This window comes from Massilia sp. BAP21 (assembly GCF_057801335.1).
The window spans coordinates 1,649,681-1,675,863 of record NZ_CM173596.1 but is presented as its reverse complement, the minus strand read 5'-3'; the positions used below and the strand labels follow the sequence as shown (position 1 = coordinate 1,675,863).

The window sequence follows — 26,183 nt, the reverse complement described above, 5'->3', positions numbered from 1 at the left end:
CAGGAAACTGGTCGGGGCTTTTTGTTTTTAGGCGTCTCACTCTTTTAAACCACTCACCCGGCAAGGCGCACACTGCCTTGCGCGACCTGGTGCGCGTGTTCGACGGACTGGCCGACAAGGCCCAGGCCTTGATGGCCGGTGTCGCCCGTACGATCGAGCTGCAGCAGGCCGACGTGCAGGTCGTGATCGCCTTCAAGCTGCGCCTGATCGATTACCTGAACCGATTCGTCAGCGATCTGGTCGGCCGCTCAAGTGCAATCCAACCTCAACGAACGGCGCAGTGAACGCAGCGATCGCTCGGGCAAGCGCAGACGGTGCTGGCGCAACTACCGGTGGCGGCCATCGTGCTTGCCGTACTGCGGCGCGAACGAATATTCGACGACGATGGCGAGGGTGAGGACCAGACACATAAGCCCCCACCAGATGAAACTGATGGGCTTTTTCTTTTGGCGCCAGGTTGTACCGCGCGAACCACGTGCGCGCGCCATCGATGCACAGACTGCGAGACCGGAATCGGCACAGCGAGCACAAGCACAGCTGATCCGTTTCGACGCGGCTCAGCAGGAAAACGCTGCTCGCTTCGCCTCATGAACGGCAGGACGGCTGCCAGGCACGAGACTTGCCAGTGCTGTGCTCAGCATCATCCGATGCGCATAACCACGAGCTCAACAAGGAGACGGCGATGAAGAAGATGTGTGTCTTTGGCGCGCTGGCCGCCTGCATGCAGCCGGCATTGGCGGTCGACATCAAGGCCGGGGACTGGACGCTGAACGTCGGCGGCAACGTCAACGCGTACTACACCTATGTCGATTGCGATGGCGGCGAGGTCGGCGGCCTGGCCCTGGCAGGCCAGGCGCTGGGCTGTGCCGGCAAGGATAATCGCACGACGGTTGGCAATGGCTTGCTGCCGAGTGCACTGGTTACCTCCGCCACGTCGACCAGGGGCGGTTACGACGTCAAGGCGCTGATCGGCATCTACGTGCATGCCGCCACTGATAGCGCCATCGCGCAGAACAGCGAAGTCGATGTGCGCCAAGCCTATTTCTCGTTCGGGAATGCGACGCTCGGCACCTTCAAGCTGGGGCGCGATAACGGCATCTTCGGTGCCAATGCCATCCTCAACGACATGACGCTGATGGGCGCCGGTGCCCCCGTGCAGGCGACCCAGCGCGGCCGGGTCGCGCTGGGCCATATCGGCGCCGGTTACGCCTATTTCGGTCAATACGGCCAGATCGCCTACACCTCGCCGCAGCTCGACCACGGGCTAGGTATCGACATCGGGATCATGAGTCCAGTGGACGACACGCCGGTAGTTGCCGGTTCGGCCTACTCGGCCGACTCGACGCCCCAGTTCCAGGCGCAATTGACGATGACGGTCGGCGAGATCAAGGGCTGGCTGGGCGCGAAGACGCAGCGGCTCGACCCGGAAGCCCCGGGAACGCCCGACCTGACCTTGCGCGGCATTGAGGCGGGTGTGCTGTACGCGTCCGGTCCGATTGGCATTCTGTTCAATGTGCAGCGCGGCAGGGGGCTGGGCATGCTGGCCGATGCCGACCAGGGCAGGGTGCGCACGACCCACGTGTTCGCACAGGGCACCTACCAGCTGTCGGAAAAACTCAAAGTCGGCCTCAGCTATGGCCACAGCAAGAACGCGGACGACACCGTTGGTACGGGTGGACTGAAGTCGGACAGCAATGTCACCGCCGGGGCCTACTATGCGCTCAACGATGCGATCACCCTGGTCGCGGAAGGTAGCCAGACCCGCTCCAAGGCGTTTGCCGGGCCACGGGACAAGATGAACGGAATCGCGTTGGGCGGCATCATTCACTTCTGACGGATGGCGGTAAACTCCGCAGGGAACCGCGTCGCCTGGTCTGCGCCTGATTTTGGCAGGCGACCCTTGCAGGAGTTGTTCGGCTTTGCTATAGTTCGCCTCCGCTTCGGCGCTGCTGTAAAACATCAACGAAATCAAGTAGTTGATCTTGCAACAGCGAACTCAGGAAACTGAGGCGAAGCAAAGAAGGGGTTGACGAGAAACAGAAATTGCTTCATAATCTTCTTCCTCTGCTGCTGACGAACAAAACGATTCGCAAAACACAGCAGGTAGTGCCGAATAAGTTCTTTAACAATTAACAGTCGATAAGTGTGGGCGTTTGATGAAGGTGCCAGCTGACTTGTTCAGCTGATTACTTAAATTATCAAATGTTCGCACAAAAGAAATACGTTATCTCAGCAATGAGATGACGGTCAGTATTTTGAGTGAGCGACCCGGCAGCAATGCCGGTGACACGAAAGTGTCAACAAACAGAGATTGAACTGAAGAGTTTGATCCTGGCTCAGATTGAACGCTGGCGGCATGCTTTACACATGCAAGTCGAACGGCAGCGCGGGGCAACCTGGCGGCGAGTGGCGAACGGGTGAGTAATATATCGGAACGTACCCAAGAGTGGGGGATAACGTAGCGAAAGTTACGCTAATACCGCATACGATCTAAGGATGAAAGTGGGGGATCGCAAGACCTCATGCTCCTGGAGCGGCCGATATCTGATTAGCTAGTTGGTGAGGTAAAGGCTCACCAAGGCGACGATCAGTAGCTGGTCTGAGAGGACGACCAGCCACACTGGAACTGAGACACGGTCCAGACTCCTACGGGAGGCAGCAGTGGGGAATTTTGGACAATGGGCGCAAGCCTGATCCAGCAATGCCGCGTGAGTGAAGAAGGCCTTCGGGTTGTAAAGCTCTTTTGTCAGGGAAGAAACGGTAGGGGCTAATATCCTTTGCTAATGACGGTACCTGAAGAATAAGCACCGGCTAACTACGTGCCAGCAGCCGCGGTAATACGTAGGGTGCAAGCGTTAATCGGAATTACTGGGCGTAAAGCGTGCGCAGGCGGTTTTGTAAGTCTGTCGTGAAAGCCCCGGGCTCAACCTGGGAATTGCGATGGAGACTGCAAGGCTTGAATCTGGCAGAGGGGGGTAGAATTCCACGTGTAGCAGTGAAATGCGTAGAGATGTGGAGGAACACCGATGGCGAAGGCAGCCCCCTGGGTCAAGATTGACGCTCATGCACGAAAGCGTGGGGAGCAAACAGGATTAGATACCCTGGTAGTCCACGCCCTAAACGATGTCTACTAGTTGTCGGGTTTTAATTAACTTGGTAACGCAGCTAACGCGTGAAGTAGACCGCCTGGGGAGTACGGTCGCAAGATTAAAACTCAAAGGAATTGACGGGGACCCGCACAAGCGGTGGATGATGTGGATTAATTCGATGCAACGCGAAAAACCTTACCTACCCTTGACATGTCAGGAAGTCCGGAGAGATCTGGATGTGCCCGAAAGGGAGCCTGAACACAGGTGCTGCATGGCTGTCGTCAGCTCGTGTCGTGAGATGTTGGGTTAAGTCCCGCAACGAGCGCAACCCTTGTCATTAGTTGCTACGCAAGAGCACTCTAATGAGACTGCCGGTGACAAACCGGAGGAAGGTGGGGATGACGTCAAGTCCTCATGGCCCTTATGGGTAGGGCTTCACACGTCATACAATGGTACATACAGAGGGCCGCCAACCCGCGAGGGGGAGCTAATCCCAGAAAGTGTATCGTAGTCCGGATCGCAGTCTGCAACTCGACTGCGTGAAGTTGGAATCGCTAGTAATCGCGGATCAGCATGTCGCGGTGAATACGTTCCCGGGTCTTGTACACACCGCCCGTCACACCATGGGAGCGGGTTTTACCAGAAGTAGGTAGCTTAACCGTAAGGAGGGCGCTTACCACGGTAGGATTCGTGACTGGGGTGAAGTCGTAACAAGGTAGCCGTATCGGAAGGTGCGGCTGGATCACCTCCTTTCTAGAGTAGCACCGGTCCTAGAGACCAGTCACCAAACGCTCACACTTATCGACTGTTGAATGAACTGTACTTATTCAAGGCGCGTGCCTTCGATAAGTGTAGTTTGCGTTCTTTAACAATCTGGAAGAAGTAAAGTTTTTTTAAGCGTTTAGTCAGCTGCGCAAGCAGCGAAACTAAACACTTAGGGTAGTAATCAAGTATCAACAAACATGCAACACGCTGTACTCTTGATTTCTATAACGCTCCCTGTGTCAGCAGGGGCTAACGTTATAGGGACAAGCGAATAAGTGCACATGGTGGATGCCTTGGCGATTACAGGCGATGAAGGACGTAGTAGCTTGCGATAAGCTGCGGGGAGTGAGCAAACACACTTTGATCCGCAGATTTCCGAATGGGGAAACCCGGCCCTTTGGGTCATTGCATACTGAATACATAGGTATGCAAAGCGAACGCGGCGAACTGAAACATCTAAGTAGCTGCAGGAAAAGAAATCAACCGAGATTCCCAAAGTAGTGGCGAGCGAAATGGGAAGAGCCTGTACGTGATAGTCGATCAGATAGTGGAACAACCTGGAAATGTTGGCCATAGAGGGTGATAGCCCCTTACACGAAATCTGGACGGTGGTACTAAGCGTACGACAAGTAGGGCGGGACACGAGAAATCCTGTCTGAACATGGGGGGACCATCCTCCAAGGCTAAATACTCGTAATCGACCGATAGTGAACCAGTACCGTGAGGGAAAGGCGAAAAGAACCCCGGGAGGGGAGTGAAATAGATCCTGAAACCGTGTGCATACAAACAGTCGGAGCGGACTTGTTCCGTGACGGCGTACCTTTTGTATAATGGGTCAGCGACTTACATTCAGTGGCGAGGTTAACCGGATAGGGGAGCCGTAGAGAAATCGAGTCCGAACAGGGCGACAGTCGCTGGGTGTAGACCCGAAACCAAGTGATCTACCCATGGCCAGGATGAAGGTGCGGTAACACGCCCTGGAGGTCCGAACCCACTAATGTTGAAAAATTAGGGGATGAGCTGTGGGTAGGGGTGAAAGGCTAAACAAACTTGGAAATAGCTGGTTCTCTCCGAAAACTATTTAGGTAGTGCCTCAAGTATCACCATCGGGGGTAGAGCACTGTTATGGCTAGGGGGTCATTGCGACTTACCAAACCATTGCAAACTCCGAATACCGATGAGTGCGAGCTTGGGAGACAGACGTCGGGTGCTAACGTCCGGCGTCAAGAGGGAAACAACCCAGACCGCCAGCTAAGGTCCCAAAGATTGGCTAAGTGGAAAACGAAGTGGGAAGGCTAAAACAGTCAGGATGTTGGCTTAGAAGCAGCCACCATTTAAAGAAAGCGTAATAGCTCACTGATCGAGTCGTCCTGCGCGGAAGATGTAACGGGGCTAAGCCAGTCACCGAAGCTGCGGATATGTCTTTGACATATGGTAGGAGAGCGTTCTGTAAGCCTGCGAAGGTGTCTTGTAAAGGATGCTGGAGGTATCAGAAGTGCGAATGCTGACATGAGTAGCGATAATGCGGGTGAAAAGCCCGCACGCCGTAAGCCCAAGGTTTCCTGTTCAACGTTCATCGGAGCAGGGTGAGTCGGCCCCTAAGGCGAGGCAGAGATGCGTAGCTGATGGGAAGCAGGTTAATATTCCTGCACCGTCGTATGATGCGATGGGGGGACGGATCGCGGAAGGTTGTCCAGCTGTTGGAATAGCTGGTTTCTGGTTCATAGAAGGCACTTAGGCAAATCCGGGTGCGTAATTCAAGGGACTGGGACGTGTAGCCATGTGCTACGAAGCAATCGGAAGTGGTTCCAAGAAAAGCCTCTAAGCTTCAGTCATACGAGACCGTACCGCAAACCGACACAGGTGGGCGAGATGAGTATTCTAAGGCGCTTGAGAGAACTCGGGAGAAGGAACTCGGCAAATTGGTACCGTAACTTCGGGAAAAGGTACGCCCCGGTAGCTTGACCACTTTACTGTGGAAGGGCGAAAGGGTTGCAATAAACTGGTGGCTGCGACTGTTTAATAAAAACACAGCACTCTGCAAACACGAAAGTGGACGTATAGGGTGTGACGCCTGCCCGGTGCTGGAAGATTAAATGATGGGGTGCAAGCTCTTGATTGAAGTCCCAGTAAACGGCGGCCGTAACTATAACGGTCCTAAGGTAGCGAAATTCCTTGTCGGGTAAGTTCCGACCTGCACGAATGGCGTAACGATGGCCACACTGTCTCCTCCCGAGACTCAGCGAAGTTGAAATGTTTGTGATGATGCAATCTACCCGCGGCTAGACGGAAAGACCCCATGAACCTTTACTGTAGCTTTGCATTGGACTTTGAACCAATCTGTGTAGGATAGGTGGGAGGCTTTGAAGCGGGGACGCCAGTTCTCGTGGAGCCATCCTTGAAATACCACCCTGGTTTGTTTGAGGTTCTAACCTTGGTCCGTTATCCGGATCGGGGACAGTGCATGGTAGGCAGTTTGACTGGGGCGGTCTCCTCCTAAAGTGTAACGGAGGAGTTCGAAGGTACGCTAGGTACGGTCGGACATCGTGCTAATAGTGCAATGGCATAAGCGTGCTTAACTGCGAGACCGACAAGTCGAGCAGGTACGAAAGTAGGACATAGTGATCCGGTGGTTCTGTATGGAAGGGCCATCGCTCAACGGATAAAAGGTACTCTGGGGATAACAGGCTGATTCCTCCCAAGAGTTCATATCGACGGGGGAGTTTGGCACCTCGATGTCGGCTCATCACATCCTGGGGCTGTAGCCGGTCCCAAGGGTATGGCTGTTCGCCATTTAAAGTGGTACGTGAGCTGGGTTTAAAACGTCGTGAGACAGTTTGGTCCCTATCTGCCGTGGGCGTTGGAAATTTGAAGGGGGCTGCTCCTAGTACGAGAGGACCGGAGTGGACGAACCTCTGGTGTACCGGTTGTCACGCCAGTGGCATTGCCGGGTAGCTAAGTTCGGAAGAGATAACCGCTGAAAGCATCTAAGCGGGAAACTTGCCTTGAGATGAGATTTCCCGGAGCCTTGAGCTCCTTGAAGGGTCGTTCGAGACCAGGACGTTGATAGGCTGGGTGTGGAAGTGCAGTAATGCATTAAGCTAACCAGTACTAATTGCCCGTACGGCTTGTCCCTATAACCTTAGCAGGTATAGTTAAATCGAGATTACAGTGCTGTTTGTTGACACGACAGTTACTACCAACTTTACTTCCTCCAGATTCTGAGCTGCGTTCACCACGAACGAAGCTCGTACAAGTCATGCCTGATGACCATAGCAAGTCGGTCCCACCCCTTCCCATCCCGAACAGGACCGTGAAACGACTTTGCGCCGATGATAGTGCTGCAACCAGTGTGAAAGTAGGTTATCGTCAGGCTAGTTATATGAAAAACCCCGCAGAGTGATCTCTGCGGGGTTTTTTGCTTTGGGAATCGCATTTTGTGCAGAGGACCGTTTGCGCACTGTGCCGATATTCAAGCGGTCAGACAGCGTGGGCACAGGTGCCCACCCTACGGAACCCATCTCTTATAGCCAAACGTTCACGTTGCAAACCTGGCGTACCGAACTAGAATGAAACCAGGTTCGCGTTCGGGGATCTGACATGAACACTCCAGGTATGCGTGCAGTGAAGCGTCTTACTGTTGACTTGGTGATTGCTGGCAGCCTGGGCGGATGCGCTGTCTACGGGCCACCTTACGCCGCGGCCTACGACCCCTACTATTACCCGAGCTATGGCTATCCGACCTATGTCGGTCCTCCGGTCGCGCTGAATTTTGGATTTGGCTATTACGATCGCGGCGGCTATGGGCACCGCCATGGCTATGGCAAATACCATGGCGCACGATCGCACGGCTGGCATGGACGAGGCGGTGGCTGGTCGCACCGCGGTGGGGGCTGGGGATACGGACGAGGCCGGCGCTGAGCCGGCCCGCTTAGAACGATTCAGGCGCCGTGCAGGCGCACGGCCGGCGTACTGGTACGCTCGGCGTGTTCCCACAGACGGTCGTGCAGCGGCAGGATGATCACGTTGCAGATCGGTTCAAGCACCGCAGCAACGCCGCCAATCGCCCAGGAGCCGGTCGTCACATACATCACACTGAAGGCAACGCCGGCGTGCAGGAAAGTCTGGCTGAGCTTTTCGCCGGCCATTGCCACGTAGCGCGCCTTGTCGTCACGCGCCATGCGGCGGCGTTTCGCCCAAGCCGCCTCGTGGAACGGCAGCAGCAGCACGTTGATGATCGGTTCCGCAATCACGGCCAGACCGCTGAACACCGCCGAGCCCGTTACCGTGTAGGCAAGGGTATAGGCGATGGCCATGTGGGTGAGGACTTGGCTGAGGCGTTTGGCTGCGACGATCATGTACTGCTCCAGTTCTTAACAATCTGAAGCAAATGATAGTCATTCTCATCTATGAGATAAAGTAAATTGATTTAAGCGAGTCGATAGGCCTTGCCTATCATTATCGGACAACGCCATCAAGCGCTCGAACAAAGGCTGGGCCGCATCCGCAATCCGGTCCAGGCTGTCCTCGCGCAACGCGGCAGTATCCACCCGGTGCTCGCTGCGCGCGCCGGCCCAGCGCAGCAGGGCAGCGCCGGCATCCGGATGGTCGAACAGGCCGTGCAGGTAAGTCCCGAGGATCTGTCCGTCGGCCGAGCAGGCTCCTTCCGGCCGTCCGTCGATACGGAAAGCCGGCGTCTCGAAAGCCGTTCCCTGCGACTCGCCCATATGGATCTCGTAGCCTTCCACGTGTGCCGCGCCGTCATCGAAGGCGCATACGCCGTTCACCCGGCACAGCCGCTTCTCGCGCGTCATCGTCGTCGCCAGGTCGAGCAGGCCAAGACCGATCGACGTGCCCGCGCCGCCTTCGACGCCATGCGGATCGTCCACCACCTTGCCGAGCATCTGGAAGCCGCCGCACACGCCGATCACCTTGCCGCCGTAGCGCAGGTGACGACCGATCGCGTCCGGCCAGCCCTGCTCGCGCAGCCATGACAGGTCTCCGCGCGTGTTCTTGCTGCCGGGGAGGATGATCAGGTCGGCGCCCGGTATCGTTTCGCCGGCGCGCACGAAGCGGACATCGACGTCCGGATGCGCGCGCAGGGCGTCGAAGTCGGTGTGGTTGCTCATGCGCGGCAGGCTGGGCACCACCACCTTGAAGGCGCCGCGTCCGGCCTGGGCCGGCTGCACCGCATCCTCGGCGTCGAGATACAGCCCGTGCAGATAGGGCAGCACCGCCAGCACCGGCTTGCCGGTCTCGCGTTCGAGCCAGTCCAGGCCCGGCTCCAGCAGCCCGATATCGCCGCGGAAGCGGTTGATCACGAAGCCGGCGATGCGTGCGCGTTCGCTCTCGGATAGACAAGCCAGGGTACCGACCAGGTGCGCGAACACGCCGCCGCGGTCGATGTCCGCCACCAGGATCACCGGGCAGTCGACTGCTTCGGCGAAACCCATATTGGCGATGTCGCGCTCGCGCAGATTGATCTCGGCCGGGCTGCCCGCGCCCTCGACCACGATGCAGTCGTACTGCTCCTTCAAGCGCGCGTGCGATTCCAGCACCGCCGCCATCGCCACCGTTTTATAACGGTGGTAGTCGCGCGCATTCATCTCGGCGCGCGCGCGGCCGTGGATGATCACCTGGGCGCCGGTGTCGCTCGACGGTTTCAGCAGCACCGGGTTCATGTCGGTATGCGGCTCGATGCCGGCGGCGATTGCCTGCAGCGCCTGGGCGCGCCCGATCTCGCCGCCATCCCGGGTCACCGCGCTGTTGAGTGCCATGTTCTGCGGCTTGAAGGGCGCCACGCGCACGCCATGCCGCTTCAACAGGCGGCACAGCGCCGCCACCACCGTGCTCTTGCCGGCATCCGAGGTCGTGCCCTGCACCATCAGGGTCTGGAAGGGGAAGGAAGTCATCTGCGCTTATTTGCGGTGCTTGCGCGCTTCTTCCAGCTTCTCGCACATCACGGCGGCGCCGTCGATCATGCGCGGGCCGGCGCGGTTCAGCAGGTTGCCGTCCACCGTGAACAGGTTCTCGTTGCGCACCGCCGTCATGGTCGGATACTGGCGCCACAGGTTCACGCCGCCGTAGTTCTTCTCGGCGGTGCCGAAGATGGCTTCCGGGTCGGACTGCAGCACGCTTTCCAGCGTCACCACCGGCGCCGTCACCGGCAGCGTATGGAAGATGTTCTCGCCGCCGCACAGGCGCAGCGCGTCGGTGATGATGTGCTTGCCGCTCAAGGTGTACAGCGGCTTGTCCCACACCTGGTAGAAGGTGCGTACCGGCGAGCGGCCCGCATAGCGCTTGCGCAAATTGGCCAGGCGCGCGCGCAGTTCAGACGCCACCGGCTGCGCCGCCGCCTCGGTGCCCATCAACTGGGCCAGGCGCTGCAGGCTGTCGGGAATGCCTTCCAGGGTCTGCGGGTCGCTCAGGTAGATTGGCACCCCGGTCCGGCGCACCAGCTCGATCTGGCGTTCCGAACTGCCGTGCATCCAGGCCACGATGAGGTCGGGTTTCAGCGCCATGATGCGCTCGACGTCGACCTCGCGGTTCGAGCCGATGCGCGGGATGCGCTTGGCCGCTTCAGGGTAATCGCTGTAGTCGACCGCGCCCACCACGCGCGCGCCGCCGCCGGCCGCGAACAGCAGTTCGGTCGCATGCGGCGCCATCGAGATCACGCGCAGCGCTGGCTTGGCCAGGCTGACGTTGGCGCCGGCGTCGTCCTTCACCGTCACGGCCTGCGCCGCCTGGGCCAGCACCAGGCCGGCCAGCACGGCGCCGAGCCGCACGGTTCCTTGCATACCTCGTTGGCTACCTCGCCCCATGCTTTCCCTCATCCTTCACTCCAGTTTTCCAGCGCGCGCGCGAGGCGCCGCCATTCGTCGTCGTTGGCAGGCAGGCCAAGGCGGATGCCGCGCGCCGCCCCGGTGAACAGGCGGCACCAGATGCCCTGCCTGGCCAGGTGTTCGTGAAACGCTTCCGGCCGCGCATGCGGCCACCAGTGGAACAGCGGTGTGCCGCTCGCCGCGATGCCGTGCGCACCCAGTAGCGCGCGCATGTGCTCGCCCGCCAGCAGCAGGCGCGTTTGCGTCCGGTCCTGCCAGGTCCGGTCTTCGAGCGCCGCGCGCGCCACCGTTTGCGCAGGGCCGCTGACCGACCAGGGGCCGAGCAGATCGGCCAGTTCCGCCAGCAGCGCCGGATGCGCGCCGACGAAGCCCAGGCGCAGGCCGGCCAGCCCGAAGAACTTGCCGACCGAGCGCAGCACGACCAGTCCCGGCTGGCCGCTGTCGGGGGCCACGCTCAAGCCTGGCGCCGTGTCGCCAAAGGCCTCGTCGACCACCAGCCAGCCGCCGCGCCGCGCCAGGCGCGCCGCCCACGTGCGCAGCTGCGGCGCAGGGATGGTCGCGCCGGTTGGGTTGTTCGGATTGCAGACCACCAGCACCTCGCAGGTATCGACCGCCTGTTCCAAATCGGTATACGCCACCTGGCGCAGGCTGTGCCCGTGCCGGCCCCAGTGGTGCGCGTGCTCCGCATACGAGGGCGCGGCCACCACCACGCGCGAGGGCGGACGCAGGCGCGGCAGGGCCTGGATCGCGGCCTGGGTGCCGGCCACCGGCAGCAGGGCCGGCGCGCGGTACCAGGCACACGCGGCCGCCGCCAGGCCCGGATCGGGCTCGGGCAGCCGGTGCCAGGCATCCGGCGGCAGCGCCGGCGCCGGATAGCCCCAGGGGTTGATGCCGGTCGAGAGGTCGATCCAGTCGTCGCGCCCGTAGCGCTGCGCGGCTGCGCGCAGGTTGCCGCCGTGTTCAAGCATGGCCCGCTCCCCACGTGAATAGCGCAAGGGTGCAGGCGGCGCCCAGCCACAGCAAGGTGGTGCCCAGCACCAGGCGCCAGGCGCGCAGCACATCGACCGGGGCTGCATTGCGGCCGAGACCGAGCGGCGGACGCTGTTCGACCACGCCGTCGTAGCGCGCCGCGCCGCCCAGCGCAATGCCGAGCGCGCCGGCGCCGCTGGCCATCACCGGGCCGGCGTTCGGGCTGCTCCAGGCCGGGGCCTGGGCGCGCCAGCAGCGCCAGGCGCGCCCATGGCCGCCGCGCGGCGCCAGCAGCACGTAGCTGAGTGCAGTCAGGCGCGCGGGGACGAAGTTCAGCACGTCGTCGATGCGCGCGGCCGTGCGGCCGAACAGATTGAAACGCTCGCTGCGGTAGCCCCACATCGCATCGAGCGTATTCGCGAGGCGGAACAGCAGCGCGCCCGGCCCGCCCGCCACCAGGAACCAGAACAGGGTGCCGAACACGGCGTCGTTGCCGTTTTCGAGCAGCGATTCGGCGCCGGCCTTGGCCAGGTCGGACGCGCTGGCGTCGCGCGTGTCGCGGCTGACGATGCGGCCGGTCAACCGGCGCGCTTCATCCAGCTGGCCGGCGCGCAGGGCGCGGAAGATCGGGATGGTGTGCTCGCGCAGGCTGCGCAGGCCGAGGGCGAAATACAGCAGGAAGGCATGCAGCAGCATGGTGGCAGCATCCGGCAGCACGGATGCCAGGCATGCCGCCGCGAGCACCGGCGGCAGCACCGCCAGCATCCAGGCCAGGGCGCCGCGTGCCAGCCGCCCGCTAGCGCGGTTGATGCGCGCCTCGAGCACATTCGCCAGCCGCCCGAAGCCGACCAGCGGATGCCAGCGCCGCGCCTCGCCCAGCAGCAGGTCAAACGCCACGCCCGCCACCAGCAGCAGCGAAAGTTCGACCAGCGGCAGGCCGATCAGCACGGCGCGCCTTTCAGCACCAGCGGCAGGCCGGCCGCCACCAGGATCACCCGGCCGGCGCGCGCCGCCACGTCCTGGTTCAGGCGCCCCGCCTCGTCGGCGAAGCGGCGCGACAGCGCGCCCAGCGGCACGATGCCCATGCCGACCTCGTTCGAGACCAAAATCAGTTCGCCCGACAGGCCGGCGTCCAGCAGTTCGAGCAGGGCGGCGCGTTCGTCATCGAAGCGCGCCGGCAGCAGCAGGTCGCCGGCTTCCGGCAAGGGTGCATCCCCGCACAGCATCAGGTTGGTCAGCCACAGGGTCAGGCAGTCGACCAGCACCAGGCACCCGGCCGTGCATTCGCGGCGCAGCAGCGCGGCCAGCGCCAGCGGTTCTTCCAGCGTGGCCCAGTGCGCCGGCCTGCGCGCGCGGTGATGCGCGATGCGTGCGCCCATTTCGCCGTCACCCGCATGGGCGGTGGCCAGGTAGACCACCTCCTTTTCCGATTCGCGCGCCAGGCGCTCGGCCAGCGCGCTCTTGCCGGAGCGGGCGCCGCCCAGGATCAGCGTGGCGCTCATGGCGCCGCCCGCGTGAACAGGCTGGCCACCGCCTGCGGGTTCGAGGCGAAGTAGCCGTGGAAGTAGGACGCCGTCAGCGAACCGACCTCGTACACCGCCTCGCCCTGGGTGCCGGAAGTATTGCGCACCGTGTGCCGCGATGGCGCGACCGGCGTCTCCAGGCGCGAATAATGAAAGGTGTGGCCGCGCAGCGTGCCGTCCGGCGTATCCAGGGCCTGGGCGCCGAGGCCGGCCAGGCGCGTCCCCATCGTCACCGCGCCAGGCAGCAGCCCGGCCATCGGCCAGCAGCGCCCGTCCGGGTCGGTGAGTTCGTCGGCGAGTGCCATCATGCCGCCGCATTCGGCCAGGATCGGCAGGCCGGCCGCGTGCGCCGCCCTGATCGAGGCACGCCAGCGTGCGGCCTGCGCCAATGCTTCGCCATGCAGTTCCGGATAACCGCCGGGCAGGTAGACGGCGTCGGCATCCGGCGGCAGGGCCTCGTCGGCCAACGGCGAAAAATAGGTCAGGCGCGCGCCGAGGATGCGCAGGGTATCGAGATTGGCCGGATACAGGAAGGCAAAGGCGGCATCGCGCGCAATGGCGACCGTCTTGCCGGCCAGTGCCGGTGCGATGGCCGGGCCATCCTGGACCGCGGGTGAGAGGAACGGTAATGCATCCCAGGCGGCGGCGTCCAGCTGCAGCGCATCGGCCAGGGCATCGAGGTAGGCGTCGATCTGCGGCTGCTCGCCTGGCAGCACCAGGCCGAGGTGGCGTTCCGGCAGGCTGGCGGCCTGGCGCCCCAAGGAAGCAATCAGCGGGATGTCGCGCAGCGAGCCCGCCACCATCTGCGCGTGGCCGGGGCTGGCGATGCGGTTGGCGATCACGCCGGCCATCTGCACTGGACCATAGTCGCGCAGGCCGCGCGCCACGGCGCCGGCGGTCTGCGCCATGGCCGAGGCGTCGATTACGGCCAGCACCGGCATGCCGAATTCGTTCGCCAGGTCGGCCGCCGAGGGCGTGCCGTCGTACAGGCCCATCACGCCTTCGACCAGCACGGCGTCGGCTTCGCGCGCCGCTTGCGCCAGGCGGCGCCGGCATTCGTCGCGGCCCACCATCCACAGGTCGAGCGTGTGGACCGGGGCGCCGCAGGCGCGTTCGAGCAGCATCGGGTCGATGAAGTCGGGGCCGCACTTGAAGACGCGCACGCGCTGGCCGCGCCGCACCAGGCTGCGTGCCAGGGCCGCGGTAACGGTGGTCTTGCCCTGGCCCGAGGAGACGGCCGCCACCAGCACCATGCGTGCGCCGCTGTGCAGGGTGCTTACCATTCGGTCCCCGCTTGCGCGCCGATGCCGGCGGCAAAGGCGTGCTTCACCACGTTCATCTCGGTGACGGTGTCGGCCACGGCCACCAGTTCCGGCGGTGCGCCGCGCCCGGTGATCACCACGTGCTGCATCGGCGGGCGGTCGAGCAAATCCTCGATCACGCTGTGCACGTCGAGGTAGCGGTACTTCAAAGCGATGTTCAGTTCGTCGAGCACCACCATGCCGATGGCCGGGTCGGCCAGGAAGCGCCGGGCCTGGGCCCAGGCTTCGGCCGCCTTTTCCATGTCGCGCTCGCGGTTCTGGGTTTCCCAGGTATAGCCTTCGCCCATCACGTGGAAGCTCACCTCATCGGGGAAGCGGCGCAGGAACTGCTCTTCGCCGGTGGCCATCGCTCCCTTGATGAACTGGACCACGCCCACGCGCATGCCGTGGCCGAGGGCGCGCGCCGCCATGCCGAAGGCGCTCGAACTCTTGCCCTTGCCGTTGCCGGTGTTGACGATGATGATGCCGACCTGCTTGTCGGCCGCCTCGATGCGGGCGTCGATGATGGCTTTCTTGCGCTCCATGCGCACGCGATGGCGTTCGTTGAGCGCGGCCGTCTGTTCGGGTGTCATGTCGTTCATGGGAGGCTCCGGGGATTGCTGCGCCTCAGTGGCGGCGCAGGCGGTGCAGTTGATAAAGGAAGATGGGGGCGCCGATGATGGCGGTGACGGCGCCGACCGGCAGCTGCTGCGGCGCGACGATTGTTCGCGCCAGCGTATCGCACAGCACCAGGAAGCTGCCGCCGGCCAGCACCGAGGCCGGGATCAGCAGGCGGTGATCGGGCCCGAAGGCAAAGCGGCAGGCGTGCGGCACGATCAGGCCGACGAAGCCGATCGAGCCGGCGCTGGTGACGGCGCTGGCGGTCAGGATGCCCGAGACCAGGAACAAACCGCGGCGCAGGCTGCCGACGGGTACGCCCAGCGTGACCGCCGCTTCCGCATGCAGGGCCAGCACGTTCATGCCGCGCGCGTTGCGCAGCGCGTAGAGCAGGGCGGCGCCCAGCACCAGCCAGGGCAGCAGCCGCACCGGCGCGCCGGCGACGTCGCCGATCATCCAGAACACCATGGTGCGCAGCCGGCCTTCGGGCGCGATCGACAGCATCATGGTGATCAATGCCACGCACAGCGAGGAGATCACCACGCCGGTCAGCAGCAGGGTGGAGGTGCCGCCGCCGCTGCCGGCGCCGCCGCGCAGGTCCTGGCGCGCCAGCGCATACAGCAGCAGCGAGACCACGATGGCGCCGGCGACGGCCGCCAGTTCCACCGTGGCCATGGCCGCCATCAGCATCAGTGCGGCCAGGGCGCCGACCGAGGCGCCGGCCGAGATCCCGAGGATGTAGGGATCGGCCAGGGGATTGCGCAGCAGGGCCTGCATCAGCACGCCCGCCAGGGCCAGGGCGGCGCCGGTGGCAAAGGCCACCGTGGCGCGGCCGGCGCGCAGTTCCAGCAGCGAGGCGGCCAGCGTTTGCGGACGCCCTTCGAATAATTCGCGCAGCGCCGCCGGCACGTCGGCCAGCCCTACCTCGACCGAGCCGGTCATGCCCGCATACAGCATGCAGGCGATCGCCACGAGCAGCATCGCCCCCGTGACCAGCAGGGCGCGCTGGTGCAGCGGCCGCAGTGCTAACGGCTTAGAGAGGGGCGGGGGCGGGCGGTTCATGGTGAAGTTTGGTCAGCGGATACCGTAGCGCAGGCCGGCAAACCAGCTGCGGCCACCGGTGTTGTAGTTGCGGGCCAGTTCGTAGTCCTTGTCGAAGCCGTTGTTCACCCGTGCCAGCAGCGAGAAGTCTTCATTGATCTGCCAGCTCGCGTACAGGTTCAGCAGGCCATAGCCACCGAGGCGGCGCAGGTTGGCGGCATCGTCGAAACGCGCACCCGAGAGCACCCATTCGGCGCCGGCCTTCAACTGGCCGCTGCCGTATTCGGCATTGAAGCTGGCGTGCCTGGCGGCGCGGCGCGCCAGGCGCTTGCCGCTGCCGTTGTCCTGCGGGTCGGACCAGTCGGCGCTGCCGCGCAGGCGCAGGGCGCCGATGCGGGTGCTGGCCGCCAGGCTCACGCCTTCCAGGGTGGCCGAGGCCACGTTGTAGGCGCAGCTGCCGCTGCGGCCGTCGCGGTTGTCCGGGCAGGGATTGGCCGAGACGATCATGTCGCTCAGGCGGTTGCGGTAAACGGTGGCGTCCAGCTGCACGGCGCGGCTGTCGTAGCGCAGGCCGAGTTCGGCGTTGCGGCCACGCTCGGGCTGGTTGGTGTCGACGCCATAGCCCGGGTAGTACAACTCGTTGAAGGTCGGTGCGCGGAAGCTCGAGCCGATGCTGGCGGTGGCGCGCAGGCCGTTGCCGAAGTTATAGCCGTAGCCGGCGGCGCCGGTATTCTTGTCGCCGTAGACGGAACGGTCCTGGCGCGCGCTGAGGTCGACCAGGTGCGGGCCGCGGCGCAGCGCGTAGGCGGCGGCGTACGAATTGGTGATGCGTTCGCGTTCCAGCGCGCGGGTGGCGCTGGATGCCACTTCTTCCTTGCGGTGGTTGTACAGCAGCTGCAGGGTGTCGCTGCCGAGCGTGATCGTGTTCTGCCAGGTGAATTCGTCCTGGCGGGTGTCGATCTGGCTGGCGCCGCTGGCCGCCGCACTGGTGAAGCTGCCCAGTTCATCCTTGGCGCGCGCCAGCTGCAGCGTGCTGCGCCAGCTCGGCGCGAACTGGTTCGACATGAAGACCGATGCCGTGTCCAGGTCCTGGCGGTTGTTGGTGTCGAAGCTGCCGGCGCCGCTGTCGTACTGGGCGCGCAAACGGCTGTGCAGAAACTGGGCGCCCGCTTCATGGCCCGGTGCGATGGCGACCGCCACGCGGCCGTGGATGTTGGTGCGGCGGTAGCCGTCGTCGTCCGGGTTGTAGCCGGATGCGCCCGGCCGGGTGGCCGAGAAGCCGTCGGACTCGTCGTGGCCGGCGCCAAAGGCGTAGGTCACCGCGTGCTTGCCGCCGCTGGCGCCGGCAATGCGGGCGCTGGCCTGGCGCGTGGCGTCGCTGCCGGCGCCGATCGTGGCGCTGGCGTGCAGTCCCGCTTCGCCCTTGCGCGTGAAGATCTGGATCACGCCGCCGATGGCATCGGCGCCGTACAGGGTGCTCAGGGGGCCGTAGACGACTTCGATGCGGTCGATGGCCTCGAGCGGAACGGCGTTCCAGCTGGCGACGCCGCTGGTCGAGGAGCCGATGCGCACGCCGTCGAGCAACACCACGACCTGGTTGGCATTCGCGCCGCGCAGGTAGACGCTGGTGCTGGCGCCGGCACTGCCGTTGCGCGTGATCTCGATGCCGGGTTGGCGCTGCAGCACGTCGGCCACCGAGCCGGCGCCGGAGCGCGCGATTTCCTCGGCCTGGATGACGGTGGTCTGGGCGATGACGGCGTCGGCGCGCTGCGGCGTGCGTGCCGCGGTGACGACGACGGTGTCGACGGGCGTCGCGATGGATGCGGAGTCGGCGCACGCGAAAGGCGCGGCCATGGCGAGGGCGAGCGACGATGCGGCCGCTTGCCGTGAAACGTGAAAGGTCATGATAAGCCTGGGTCGGACAACCAGCCCACGTCCCCGTAGGCCAGATTGAACAGAAGCGTATTGTTCGATACGCTTCCACCTTTTGGCCGGTCTCCGGGCTGGCAGGTGAAGCCGTCCGACCTTCCCATGCCGAAGCACAGTGGTGTGGAGGACGATTTGCCGCGTGAACGCGGTACCTGCTTACCGTTGCGGGGGCAGCACACGTTGGCTTGATGAAGCTTCGTGTTTCCCGTTTAACTGCGCCTGTGAACACGGGCGCGAGCACCAAAACGGCGTCATTATACGGCGATGTCAGCCGCCCAGCGCAAGGATTTCGCCGTAGCCGATGCGGTGCGGGGTGCGCGCCGCTTCCAGCGCGGCGGCCTCCAGTGGCAGGCCGGTGTGCAGGGCGCGCAGCAGGCGGATGGTGCCGGCGTGGCAGACGACCAGTGCCTCGGCGTGGCCTTCCTTGTACAGATCGTTGAGGAAGGCGGCGACGCGGCGCGCGACATCCAGTACCGATTCGCCGCCGCCGGGACGGTAGTGCAGCAGGTCGGCGGCCCAGGCGTCGACCTCGATGCGCGGGATGTCGTCCCAGCTGCGCAGCTCCCAGGCGCCGAAGTCCATCTCGGCCAGGCGCGCGTCGAAGCGCAGCTGCGGCGGATTCAATGCGCGGGCCAAGCTGGCGCAGCGCTGCAAGGGGCTGCTCCAGGTGGGCAGGCCGGCCGGCAGGGTGGCGCGCACGCGCAGGAGGTCGGCGCCCTCGGCCGCGACATCGCTGCGCCCGTAACAGAGGCCGGGGTCGACCTCGGGGCGCGGGTGGCGTACCAGCAGCAGGCGCATGTGGTCAGACCAGGTTCAGGCTAGCGCGGCGTGGCCGATGCTGGCCACGATGACGAGGTAGATCGCCACTTCCGCCAGCTGCTGCACGGCGCCCAGGCAATCGCCCGTGTAACCCTGCAGGCGCGCCTGGAATTTACGCGCGAGCCAGAAGGTGGACAGGGCCGCCGCCGCGATGCAGGCCGCCAGCCAGGCCGGCGCGAGCAGGCCGCATGCCGCCAGCACGACGCCCGGCAGTAGGGCGGTCACAGCGGCGATGGCGAACTCTCCACCGCGCATTTGCTGGGCCATGGGCTTGGACTTGCCCTGGTCGCGCGCATACGTCATGCGCCAGATCAGGCTGGTGGCGGCCAGGCGCGAGAGCGGATGCGCCAGGAACAGGGCGGCGATGGCGCTGGTCGGCGGCAGCATCGCCAGCGCGGTGCACTTCACGCCCAGCATGCAGACGATGCCGATGGCGCCGTAAGCGCCGACGCGTGAATCCTTCATGATCTCGAGCACGCGTTCGCGCGTCATGCCACCGCCCAGGCCGTCGCAGGCGTCGGCGAAACCATCTTCGTGGAAGGCGCCGGTCACGTAGATCGAGGCGGCGGTGGACAGCACGGCAGCCAGTGGCGCCGGCAGCACCAGCGCGGCCAGGGCGTAGACGCCTGCCGCCACCGCCGCCACCACCCAGCCGACCAGCGGGAAGTAGCGCGAGGCATGTTGCAACCACTCGGGCTGGAAGCCGACCCAGCGCGGGATCGGCAGGCGCGTGAAGAACTGCAGCGCGATGAAGAACAGGCGCAGTTGCTGCATTTATTCGGACCGGGTGCTGACCTGGGCCGAGGAGAAGGTCGCCATCTCCGCCAGGAAGTTCACGGCCGCATGCAGCAGGGGCAGGGCCAGCGCGCTGCCGGTGCCTTCGCCAAGGCGCAGGTCGAGCTGCAGCAGCGGTTGCGCTTCTAGACACGCGAGCATCTGGCGGTGACCCTGCTCGTTCGAGCAGTGCGCAAACACGCAGTAGTCGAGGATGGCCGGCTGCAGGCGGGCCGCCACCAGCAGTGCGCTGGTAACGATGAAGCCGTCGATCAGCAGCACCTTGCGTAGCGCGGCCGCCTGCAGCATGGCGCCGGCCATCATCGCGATCTCGAAGCCGCCGAAGGTGGCTAGCACTGCGAGCGGCTCGTCGACGCCGGCATGCCTGGCCACTGCCGCCTCGATCACGGCCTGCTTGTGGCTGACGCCTTCCGGCGTGAGGCCGGTACCGGCGCCGACGCAGTCCGCCACCGGGATGCCGGCCAGCTTGTGCATCAGCGCTGCGGCAGCGGTGGTGTTCCCGATCCCCATTTCACCGAAGCCGACCACGTTGCCCGGCAGCGCACGCGCCAGGTCCATGCCATGTTCCAGGGCGAGCGCGCATTCGCTGGGCGTCATTGCTGCCTCATGGGCGAAGTTGCGGGTGCTTGGGCCGACCTTGCGATCAACCAGGCCGGCGCGTTCGCCGAAGTGGTGATTCACGCCAGCATCGACAACCCCGATCGCGCAGCCGTTCTGGCGCGCAAAGACATTGATCGCAGCGCCGCCGGCCAGGAAGTTCTCGACCATTTGCCAGGTGACTTCCTGCGGGTAGGCGGACACGCCTTCCGCCACCACGCCATGGTCGCCGGCGAATACCAGGATCGAAGGGGAGTCGATGGACGGCGTGGCCGTGCCTTGAATCAGGCCGATCTGTCTGGCCAGGGCTTCCAGGCGGCCCAGGCTGCCGAGCGGCTTGGTCTTGTTGTCGATCGCGGCGGAGAGGGCGGCGGCAAGGTCGTCGTTACGGAGTGGTGCCAGTTCTGGAATACGCATCGCTGTTCTTATATAGATGAGTGGAGGCGGCGGCAAAGATAGCACACAGAAAGGCCCTTGCAACTCTGCAGTGGCTTTGTTATAGTTCGGTCCCTCGCGAAAACGATAACGAAATCAAGTAGTTGACGGGTGTAGCGAGAACCGCGGAAAACGCGGCGCAGTAAAAAAGAGAAGTTGACGACGCAAACGAAACACTGCATAATCTCACTTCTCTGCTGCTGACAAACAAAACGATTTGTCGGAACGCAGCAAGCAATACCGAATAAGTTCTTTAACAATTAACAGTCGATAAGTGTGGGCGTTTGATGAAGGTGCCGGCTGACTTGTTCAGCTGATTACTTAAATTATCAAATGTTCACACAAAAGAAATACGTTATCTCAGCAATGGGATGACGGTCAGTATTTTGAGTGAGCTTACGCTTCCCAATGGGAAGCGTAAGGACTGATTAAAAACAGTCCGACTATGACGTAAAGTCATTACAGAGATTGAACTGAAGAGTTTGATCCTGGCTCAGATTGAACGCTGGCGGCATGCTTTACACATGCAAGTCGAACGGCAGCGCGGGGCAACCTGGCGGCGAGTGGCGAACGGGTGAGTAATATATCGGAACGTACCCAAGAGTGGGGGATAACGTAGCGAAAGTTACGCTAATACCGCATACGATCTAAGGATGAAAGTGGGGGATCGCAAGACCTCATGCTCCTGGAGCGGCCGATATCTGATTAGCTAGTTGGTGAGGTAAAGGCTCACCAAGGCGACGATCAGTAGCTGGTCTGAGAGGACGACCAGCCACACTGGAACTGAGACACGGTCCAGACTCCTACGGGAGGCAGCAGTGGGGAATTTTGGACAATGGGCGCAAGCCTGATCCAGCAATGCCGCGTGAGTGAAGAAGGCCTTCGGGTTGTAAAGCTCTTTTGTCAGGGAAGAAACGGTAGGGGCTAATATCCTTTGCTAATGACGGTACCTGAAGAATAAGCACCGGCTAACTACGTGCCAGCAGCCGCGGTAATACGTAGGGTGCAAGCGTTAATCGGAATTACTGGGCGTAAAGCGTGCGCAGGCGGTTTTGTAAGTCTGTCGTGAAAGCCCCGGGCTCAACCTGGGAATTGCGATGGAGACTGCAAGGCTTGAATCTGGCAGAGGGGGGTAGAATTCCACGTGTAGCAGTGAAATGCGTAGAGATGTGGAGGAACACCGATGGCGAAGGCAGCCCCCTGGGTCAAGATTGACGCTCATGCACGAAAGCGTGGGGAGCAAACAGGATTAGATACCCTGGTAGTCCACGCCCTAAACGATGTCTACTAGTTGTCGGGTTTTAATTAACTTGGTAACGCAGCTAACGCGTGAAGTAGACCGCCTGGGGAGTACGGTCGCAAGATTAAAACTCAAAGGAATTGACGGGGACCCGCACAAGCGGTGGATGATGTGGATTAATTCGATGCAACGCGAAAAACCTTACCTACCCTTGACATGTCAGGAAGTCCGGAGAGATCTGGATGTGCCCGAAAGGGAGCCTGAACACAGGTGCTGCATGGCTGTCGTCAGCTCGTGTCGTGAGATGTTGGGTTAAGTCCCGCAACGAGCGCAACCCTTGTCATTAGTTGCTACGCAAGAGCACTCTAATGAGACTGCCGGTGACAAACCGGAGGAAGGTGGGGATGACGTCAAGTCCTCATGGCCCTTATGGGTAGGGCTTCACACGTCATACAATGGTACATACAGAGGGCCGCCAACCCGCGAGGGGGAGCTAATCCCAGAAAGTGTATCGTAGTCCGGATCGCAGTCTGCAACTCGACTGCGTGAAGTTGGAATCGCTAGTAATCGCGGATCAGCATGTCGCGGTGAATACGTTCCCGGGTCTTGTACACACCGCCCGTCACACCATGGGAGCGGGTTTTACCAGAAGTAGGTAGCTTAACCGCAAGGAGGGCGCTTACCACGGTAGGATTCGTGACTGGGGTGAAGTCGTAACAAGGTAGCCGTATCGGAAGGTGCGGCTGGATCACCTCCTTTCTAGAGTAGCACCGGTCCTAGAGACCAGTCACCAAACGCTCACACTTATCGACTGTTGAACAAGAAGAACACAGTTTCGGGGCTGTAGCTCAGCTGGTTAGAGCACCGTGTTGATAACGCGGGGGTCGTTGGTTCGAGCCCAACCAGCCCTACCAGTCATACCCAATGGGGGATTAGCTCAGCTGGGAGAGCACCTGCTTTGCAAGCAGGGGGTCGTCGGTTCGATCCCGTCATCCTCCACCATTACTTGGTACCGAAAGCTGAAAGTGCAAACGTAAGCGAATGACGCTTAGGTTTGGTCTTTTAGAGATCACTGTTGTTCTGTTCTTTAACAATCTGGAAGAAGTAAAGTTTTTTTAAGCGTGCATGTAAAAGTGCACACTTAGGGTAGTAATCAAGTATCAACAAACATGCAATTAAGCTGTACTCTTGATTTCTATAACGCTCCCTGTACTCATGCAGGGGCTAACGTTATAGGGACAAGCGAATAAGTGCACATGGTGGATGCCTTGGCGATTACAGGCGATGAAGGACGTAGTAGCTTGCGATAAGCTGCGGGGAGTGAGCAAACACACTTTGATCCGCAGATTTCCGAATGGGGAAACCCGGCCTTTTAGGTCATTGCATACTGAATACATAGGTATGCAAAGCGAACGCGGCGAACTGAAACATCTAAGTAGCTGCAGGAAAAGAAATCAACCGAGATTCCCAAAGTAGTGGCGAGCGAAATGGGAAGAGCCTGTACGTGATAGTCGATTGAATAGTGGAAGTCTTTGGAAACAGACGCCATAGCGGGTGATAGCCCCGTACACGAAATTCAAACGGTGGTACTAAGCGTACGACAAGTAGGGCGGGACACGAGAAATCCTGTCTGAACATGGGGGGACCATCCTCCAAGGCTAAATACTCGTAATCGACCGATAGTGAACCAGTACCGTGAGGGAAAGGCGAAAAGAACCCCGGGAGGGGAGTGAAATAGATCCTGAAACCGTGTGCATACAAACAGTCGGAGCGGACTTGTTCCGTGACGGCGTACCTTTTGTATAATGGGTCAGCGACTTACATTCAGTGGCGAGGTTAACCGGATAGGGGAGCCGTAGAGAAATCGAGTCCGAACAGGGCGACAGTCGCTGGGTGTAGACCCGAAACCAAGTGATCTACCCATGGCCAGGATGAAGGTGCGGTAACACGCCCTGGAGGTCCGAACCCACTAATGTTGAAAAATTAGGGGATGAGCTGTGGGTAGGGGTGAAAGGCTAAACAAACTTGGAAATAGCTGGTTCTCTCCGAAAACTATTTAGGTAGTGCCTCAAGTATCACCATCGGGGGTAGAGCACTGTTATGGCTAGGGGGTCATTGCGACTTACCAAACCATTGCAAACTCCGAATACCGATGAGTGCGAGCTTGGGAGACAGACGTCGGGTGCTAACGTCCGGCGTCAAGAGGGAAACAACCCAGACCGCCAGCTAAGGTCCCAAAGATTGGCTAAGTGGAAAACGAAGTGGGAAGGCTAAAACAGTCAGGATGTTGGCTTAGAAGCAGCCACCATTTAAAGAAAGCGTAATAGCTCACTGATCGAGTCGTCCTGCGCGGAAGATGTAACGGGGCTAAGCCAGTCACCGAAGCTGCGGATATTTTTCTTGATGCTTGCATCGAGATCGATATGGTAGGAGAGCGTTCTGTAAGCCTGCGAAGGTGTCTTGTAAAGGATGCTGGAGGTATCAGAAGTGCGAATGCTGACATGAGTAGCGATAATGCGGGTGAAAAGCCCGCACGCCGCAAGCCCAAGGTTTCCTGTTCAACGTTCATCGGAGCAGGGTGAGTCGGCCCCTAAGGCGAGGCAGAGATGCGTAGCTGATGGGAAGCAGGTTAATATTCCTGCACCGTCGTATGATGCGATGGGGGGACGGATCGCGGAAGGTTGTCCAGCTGTTGGAATAGCTGGTTTCTGGTTCATAGAAGGCACTTAGGCAAATCCGGGTGCGGAATTCAAGGGACTGGGACGTGTAGCCATGTGCTACGAAGCAATCGGAAGTGGTTCCAAGAAAAGCCTCTAAGCTTCAGTCATACGAGACCGTACCGCAAACCGACACAGGTGGGCGAGATGAGTATTCTAAGGCGCTTGAGAGAACTCGGGAGAAGGAACTCGGCAAATTGGTACCGTAACTTCGGGAAAAGGTACGCCCCGGTAGCTTGACCACTTTACTGTGGAAGGGTGAAAGGGTTGCAATAAACTGGTGGCTGCGACTGTTTAATAAAAACACAGCACTCTGCAAACACGAAAGTGGACGTATAGGGTGTGACGCCTGCCCGGTGCTGGAAGATTAAATGATGGGGTGCAAGCTCTTGATTGAAGTCCCAGTAAACGGCGGCCGTAACTATAACGGTCCTAAGGTAGCGAAATTCCTTGTCGGGTAAGTTCCGACCTGCACGAATGGCGTAACGATGGCCACACTGTCTCCTCCCGAGACTCAGCGAAGTTGAAATGTTTGTGATGATGCAATCTACCCGCGGCTAGACGGAAAGACCCCATGAACCTTTACTGTAGCTTTGCATTGGACTTTGAACCAATCTGTGTAGGATAGGTGGGAGGCTTTGAAGCGGGGACGCCAGTTCTCGTGGAGCCATCCTTGAAATACCACCCTGGTTTGTTTGAGGTTCTAACCTTGGTCCGTTATCCGGATCGGGGACAGTGCATGGTAGGCAGTTTGACTGGGGCGGTCTCCTCCTAAAGTGTAACGGAGGAGTTCGAAGGTACGCTAGGTACGGTCGGACATCGTGCTAATAGTGCAATGGCATAAGCGTGCTTAACTGCGAGACCGACAAGTCGAGCAGGTACGAAAGTAGGACATAGTGATCCGGTGGTTCTGTATGGAAGGGCCATCGCTCAACGGATAAAAGGTACTCTGGGGATAACAGGCTGATTCCTCCCAAGAGTTCATATCGACGGGGGAGTTTGGCACCTCGATGTCGGCTCATCACATCCTGGGGCTGTAGCCGGTCCCAAGGGTATGGCTGTTCGCCATTTAAAGTGGTACGTGAGCTGGGTTTAAAACGTCGTGAGACAGTTTGGTCCCTATCTGCCGTGGGCGTTGGAAATTTGAAGGGGGCTGCTCCTAGTACGAGAGGACCGGAGTGGACGAACCTCTGGTGTACCGGTTGTCACGCCAGTGGCATTGCCGGGTAGCTAAGTTCGGAAGAGATAACCGCTGAAAGCATCTAAGCGGGAAACTTGCCTTGAGATGAGATTTCCCGGAGCCTTGAGCTCCTTGAAGGGTCGTTCGAGACCAGGACGTTGATAGGCTGGGTGTGGAAGTGCAGTAATGCATTAAGCTAACCAGTACTAATTGCCCGTACGGCTTGTCCCTATAACCTTAGCAGGTATAGTTAAATCGAGATTACAGTGCTGTTTGTTGACACGACAGTTACTACCGAACTTTACTTCCTCCAGATTCTGAGC

At 61.2% G+C, this 26,183-nt stretch carries 15 protein-coding genes, 2 tRNA genes, 5 rRNA genes and 1 riboswitch; of the genes, 9 read left to right on the top strand and 13 right to left on the bottom strand.

Annotated elements, in window-relative coordinates:
• Nucleotides 1-77: 77 nt before the first annotated feature.
• The 5 genes from ACWYRN_RS07315 (at nt 78) to rrf (ending at nt 7,229) form a co-directional block, all read left to right on the top strand.
• Nucleotides 78-284 (top strand): DUF2397 family protein, encoded by a 207-nt coding sequence (locus ACWYRN_RS07315; protein WP_488691801.1) that lies wholly within the window; start codon nt 78-80, stop codon nt 282-284.
• 398 nt (nt 285-682) lie between these two features.
• Nucleotides 683-1,834 carry a porin gene (locus ACWYRN_RS07310; protein ID WP_488691800.1) on the top strand — a complete coding sequence of 384 codons (1,152 nt, stop codon included), beginning with the start codon at nt 683-685 and terminating at the stop codon, nt 1,832-1,834.
• A 479-nt stretch (nt 1,835-2,313) separates the two neighbouring features.
• Nucleotides 2,314-3,842: ribosomal RNA gene (locus tag ACWYRN_RS07305) — 16S ribosomal RNA — on the top strand.
• A gap of 273 nt (nt 3,843-4,115) precedes the next feature.
• A 23S ribosomal RNA gene (locus ACWYRN_RS07300) occupies nt 4,116-6,990 on the top strand.
• Nucleotides 6,991-7,116: 126 nt separating this feature from the next.
• Nucleotides 7,117-7,229 (top strand): 5S ribosomal RNA (gene rrf, locus ACWYRN_RS07295).
• Together the 16S, 23S and 5S rRNA genes form the textbook arrangement of a ribosomal RNA operon.
• A 566-nt stretch (nt 7,230-7,795) precedes the next feature.
• On the opposite strand, the gene ACWYRN_RS07290 is transcribed toward rrf, so the two are convergent.
• The 13 genes from ACWYRN_RS07290 to cobT form a co-directional block, all read right to left on the bottom strand.
• Nucleotides 7,796-8,212, bottom strand: coding sequence for a DUF2061 domain-containing protein (locus ACWYRN_RS07290; RefSeq protein WP_488691799.1), 417 nt, complete (start codon nt 8,210-8,212; stop codon nt 7,796-7,798).
• A gap of 45 nt (nt 8,213-8,257) precedes the next feature.
• Nucleotides 8,258-9,766 carry a cobyric acid synthase gene (locus tag ACWYRN_RS07285; RefSeq protein ID WP_488691798.1) on the bottom strand — a complete coding sequence of 503 codons (1,509 nt, stop codon included), beginning with the start codon at nt 9,764-9,766 and terminating at the stop codon, nt 8,258-8,260.
• Nucleotides 9,767-9,772: 6 nt separating this feature from the next.
• Nucleotides 9,773-10,651, bottom strand: a complete 879-nt coding sequence (locus ACWYRN_RS07280; protein ID WP_488691797.1) for a cobalamin-binding protein — start codon at nt 10,649-10,651, stop codon at nt 9,773-9,775.
• 32 nt (nt 10,652-10,683) lie between these two features.
• Complete coding sequence (gene cobD, locus ACWYRN_RS07275; protein ID WP_488691796.1) at nt 10,684-11,664, bottom strand: threonine-phosphate decarboxylase CobD; 981 nt, start codon at nt 11,662-11,664, stop codon at nt 10,684-10,686.
• Nucleotides 11,657-12,613, bottom strand: coding sequence for an adenosylcobinamide-phosphate synthase CbiB (cbiB, locus tag ACWYRN_RS07270; protein ID WP_488691795.1), 957 nt, complete (start codon nt 12,611-12,613; stop codon nt 11,657-11,659). Before cbiB ends, cobD begins: the two co-directional genes overlap by 8 nt.
• Entirely contained in the window at nt 12,607-13,167 is a 561-nt protein-coding gene (cobU, locus tag ACWYRN_RS07265) for a bifunctional adenosylcobinamide kinase/adenosylcobinamide-phosphate guanylyltransferase (protein ID WP_488691794.1), read from the bottom strand. Before cobU ends, cbiB begins: the two co-directional genes overlap by 7 nt.
• Nucleotides 13,164-14,471, bottom strand: a complete 1,308-nt coding sequence (locus tag ACWYRN_RS07260; protein WP_488691793.1) for a cobyrinic acid a,c-diamide synthase CobB — start codon at nt 14,469-14,471, stop codon at nt 13,164-13,166. The genes cobU and ACWYRN_RS07260 overlap by 4 nt, the downstream gene beginning before the upstream one ends.
• On the bottom strand, nt 14,465-15,091 hold the full coding sequence (gene cobO / locus ACWYRN_RS07255; RefSeq protein ID WP_488691792.1) for a cob(I)yrinic acid a,c-diamide adenosyltransferase: 627 nt from the start codon (nt 15,089-15,091) through the stop codon (nt 14,465-14,467). Before cobO ends, ACWYRN_RS07260 begins: the two co-directional genes overlap by 7 nt.
• A 25-nt stretch (nt 15,092-15,116) precedes the next feature.
• Entirely contained in the window at nt 15,117-16,169 is a 1,053-nt protein-coding gene (locus ACWYRN_RS07250; protein ID WP_488691791.1) for a FecCD family ABC transporter permease, read from the bottom strand.
• Nucleotides 16,170-16,181: 12 nt separating this feature from the next.
• Nucleotides 16,182-18,053 (bottom strand): TonB-dependent receptor domain-containing protein, encoded by a 1,872-nt coding sequence (locus tag ACWYRN_RS07245; RefSeq protein ID WP_488691790.1) that lies wholly within the window; start codon nt 18,051-18,053, stop codon nt 16,182-16,184.
• A 67-nt stretch (nt 18,054-18,120) separates the two neighbouring features.
• Nucleotides 18,121-18,337, bottom strand: a riboswitch (cobalamin riboswitch).
• Between the two features lie 7 nt (nt 18,338-18,344).
• Nucleotides 18,345-18,875: a histidine phosphatase family protein gene (locus ACWYRN_RS07240; RefSeq protein ID WP_488691789.1), complete on the bottom strand. Its 531-nt coding sequence runs from the start codon at nt 18,873-18,875 to the stop codon at nt 18,345-18,347.
• A 15-nt stretch (nt 18,876-18,890) separates the two neighbouring features.
• A complete protein-coding gene (locus ACWYRN_RS07235; protein WP_488691788.1) occupies nt 18,891-19,670 on the bottom strand; it encodes an adenosylcobinamide-GDP ribazoletransferase in 780 nt (259 codons plus the stop codon).
• Nucleotides 19,671-20,705, bottom strand: a complete 1,035-nt coding sequence (gene cobT, locus ACWYRN_RS07230) for a nicotinate-nucleotide--dimethylbenzimidazole phosphoribosyltransferase (RefSeq protein WP_488691787.1) — start codon at nt 20,703-20,705, stop codon at nt 19,671-19,673.
• Nucleotides 20,706-21,193: 488 nt separating this feature from the next.
• On the opposite strand from cobT, the gene ACWYRN_RS07225 reads away from it, so the two are divergent.
• The 4 genes from ACWYRN_RS07225 (at nt 21,194) to ACWYRN_RS07210 (ending at nt 26,091) form a co-directional block, all read left to right on the top strand.
• Nucleotides 21,194-22,722, top strand: a 16S ribosomal RNA gene (locus ACWYRN_RS07225).
• 78 nt (nt 22,723-22,800) lie between these two features.
• Nucleotides 22,801-22,877, top strand: a tRNA-Ile gene (locus tag ACWYRN_RS07220).
• A 12-nt stretch (nt 22,878-22,889) separates the two neighbouring features.
• Nucleotides 22,890-22,965 (top strand) — tRNA-Ala (locus tag ACWYRN_RS07215).
• Between the two features lie 234 nt (nt 22,966-23,199).
• Nucleotides 23,200-26,091: ribosomal RNA gene (locus ACWYRN_RS07210) — 23S ribosomal RNA — on the top strand.
• The last annotated feature ends 92 nt before the right edge of the window (nt 26,092-26,183 follow it).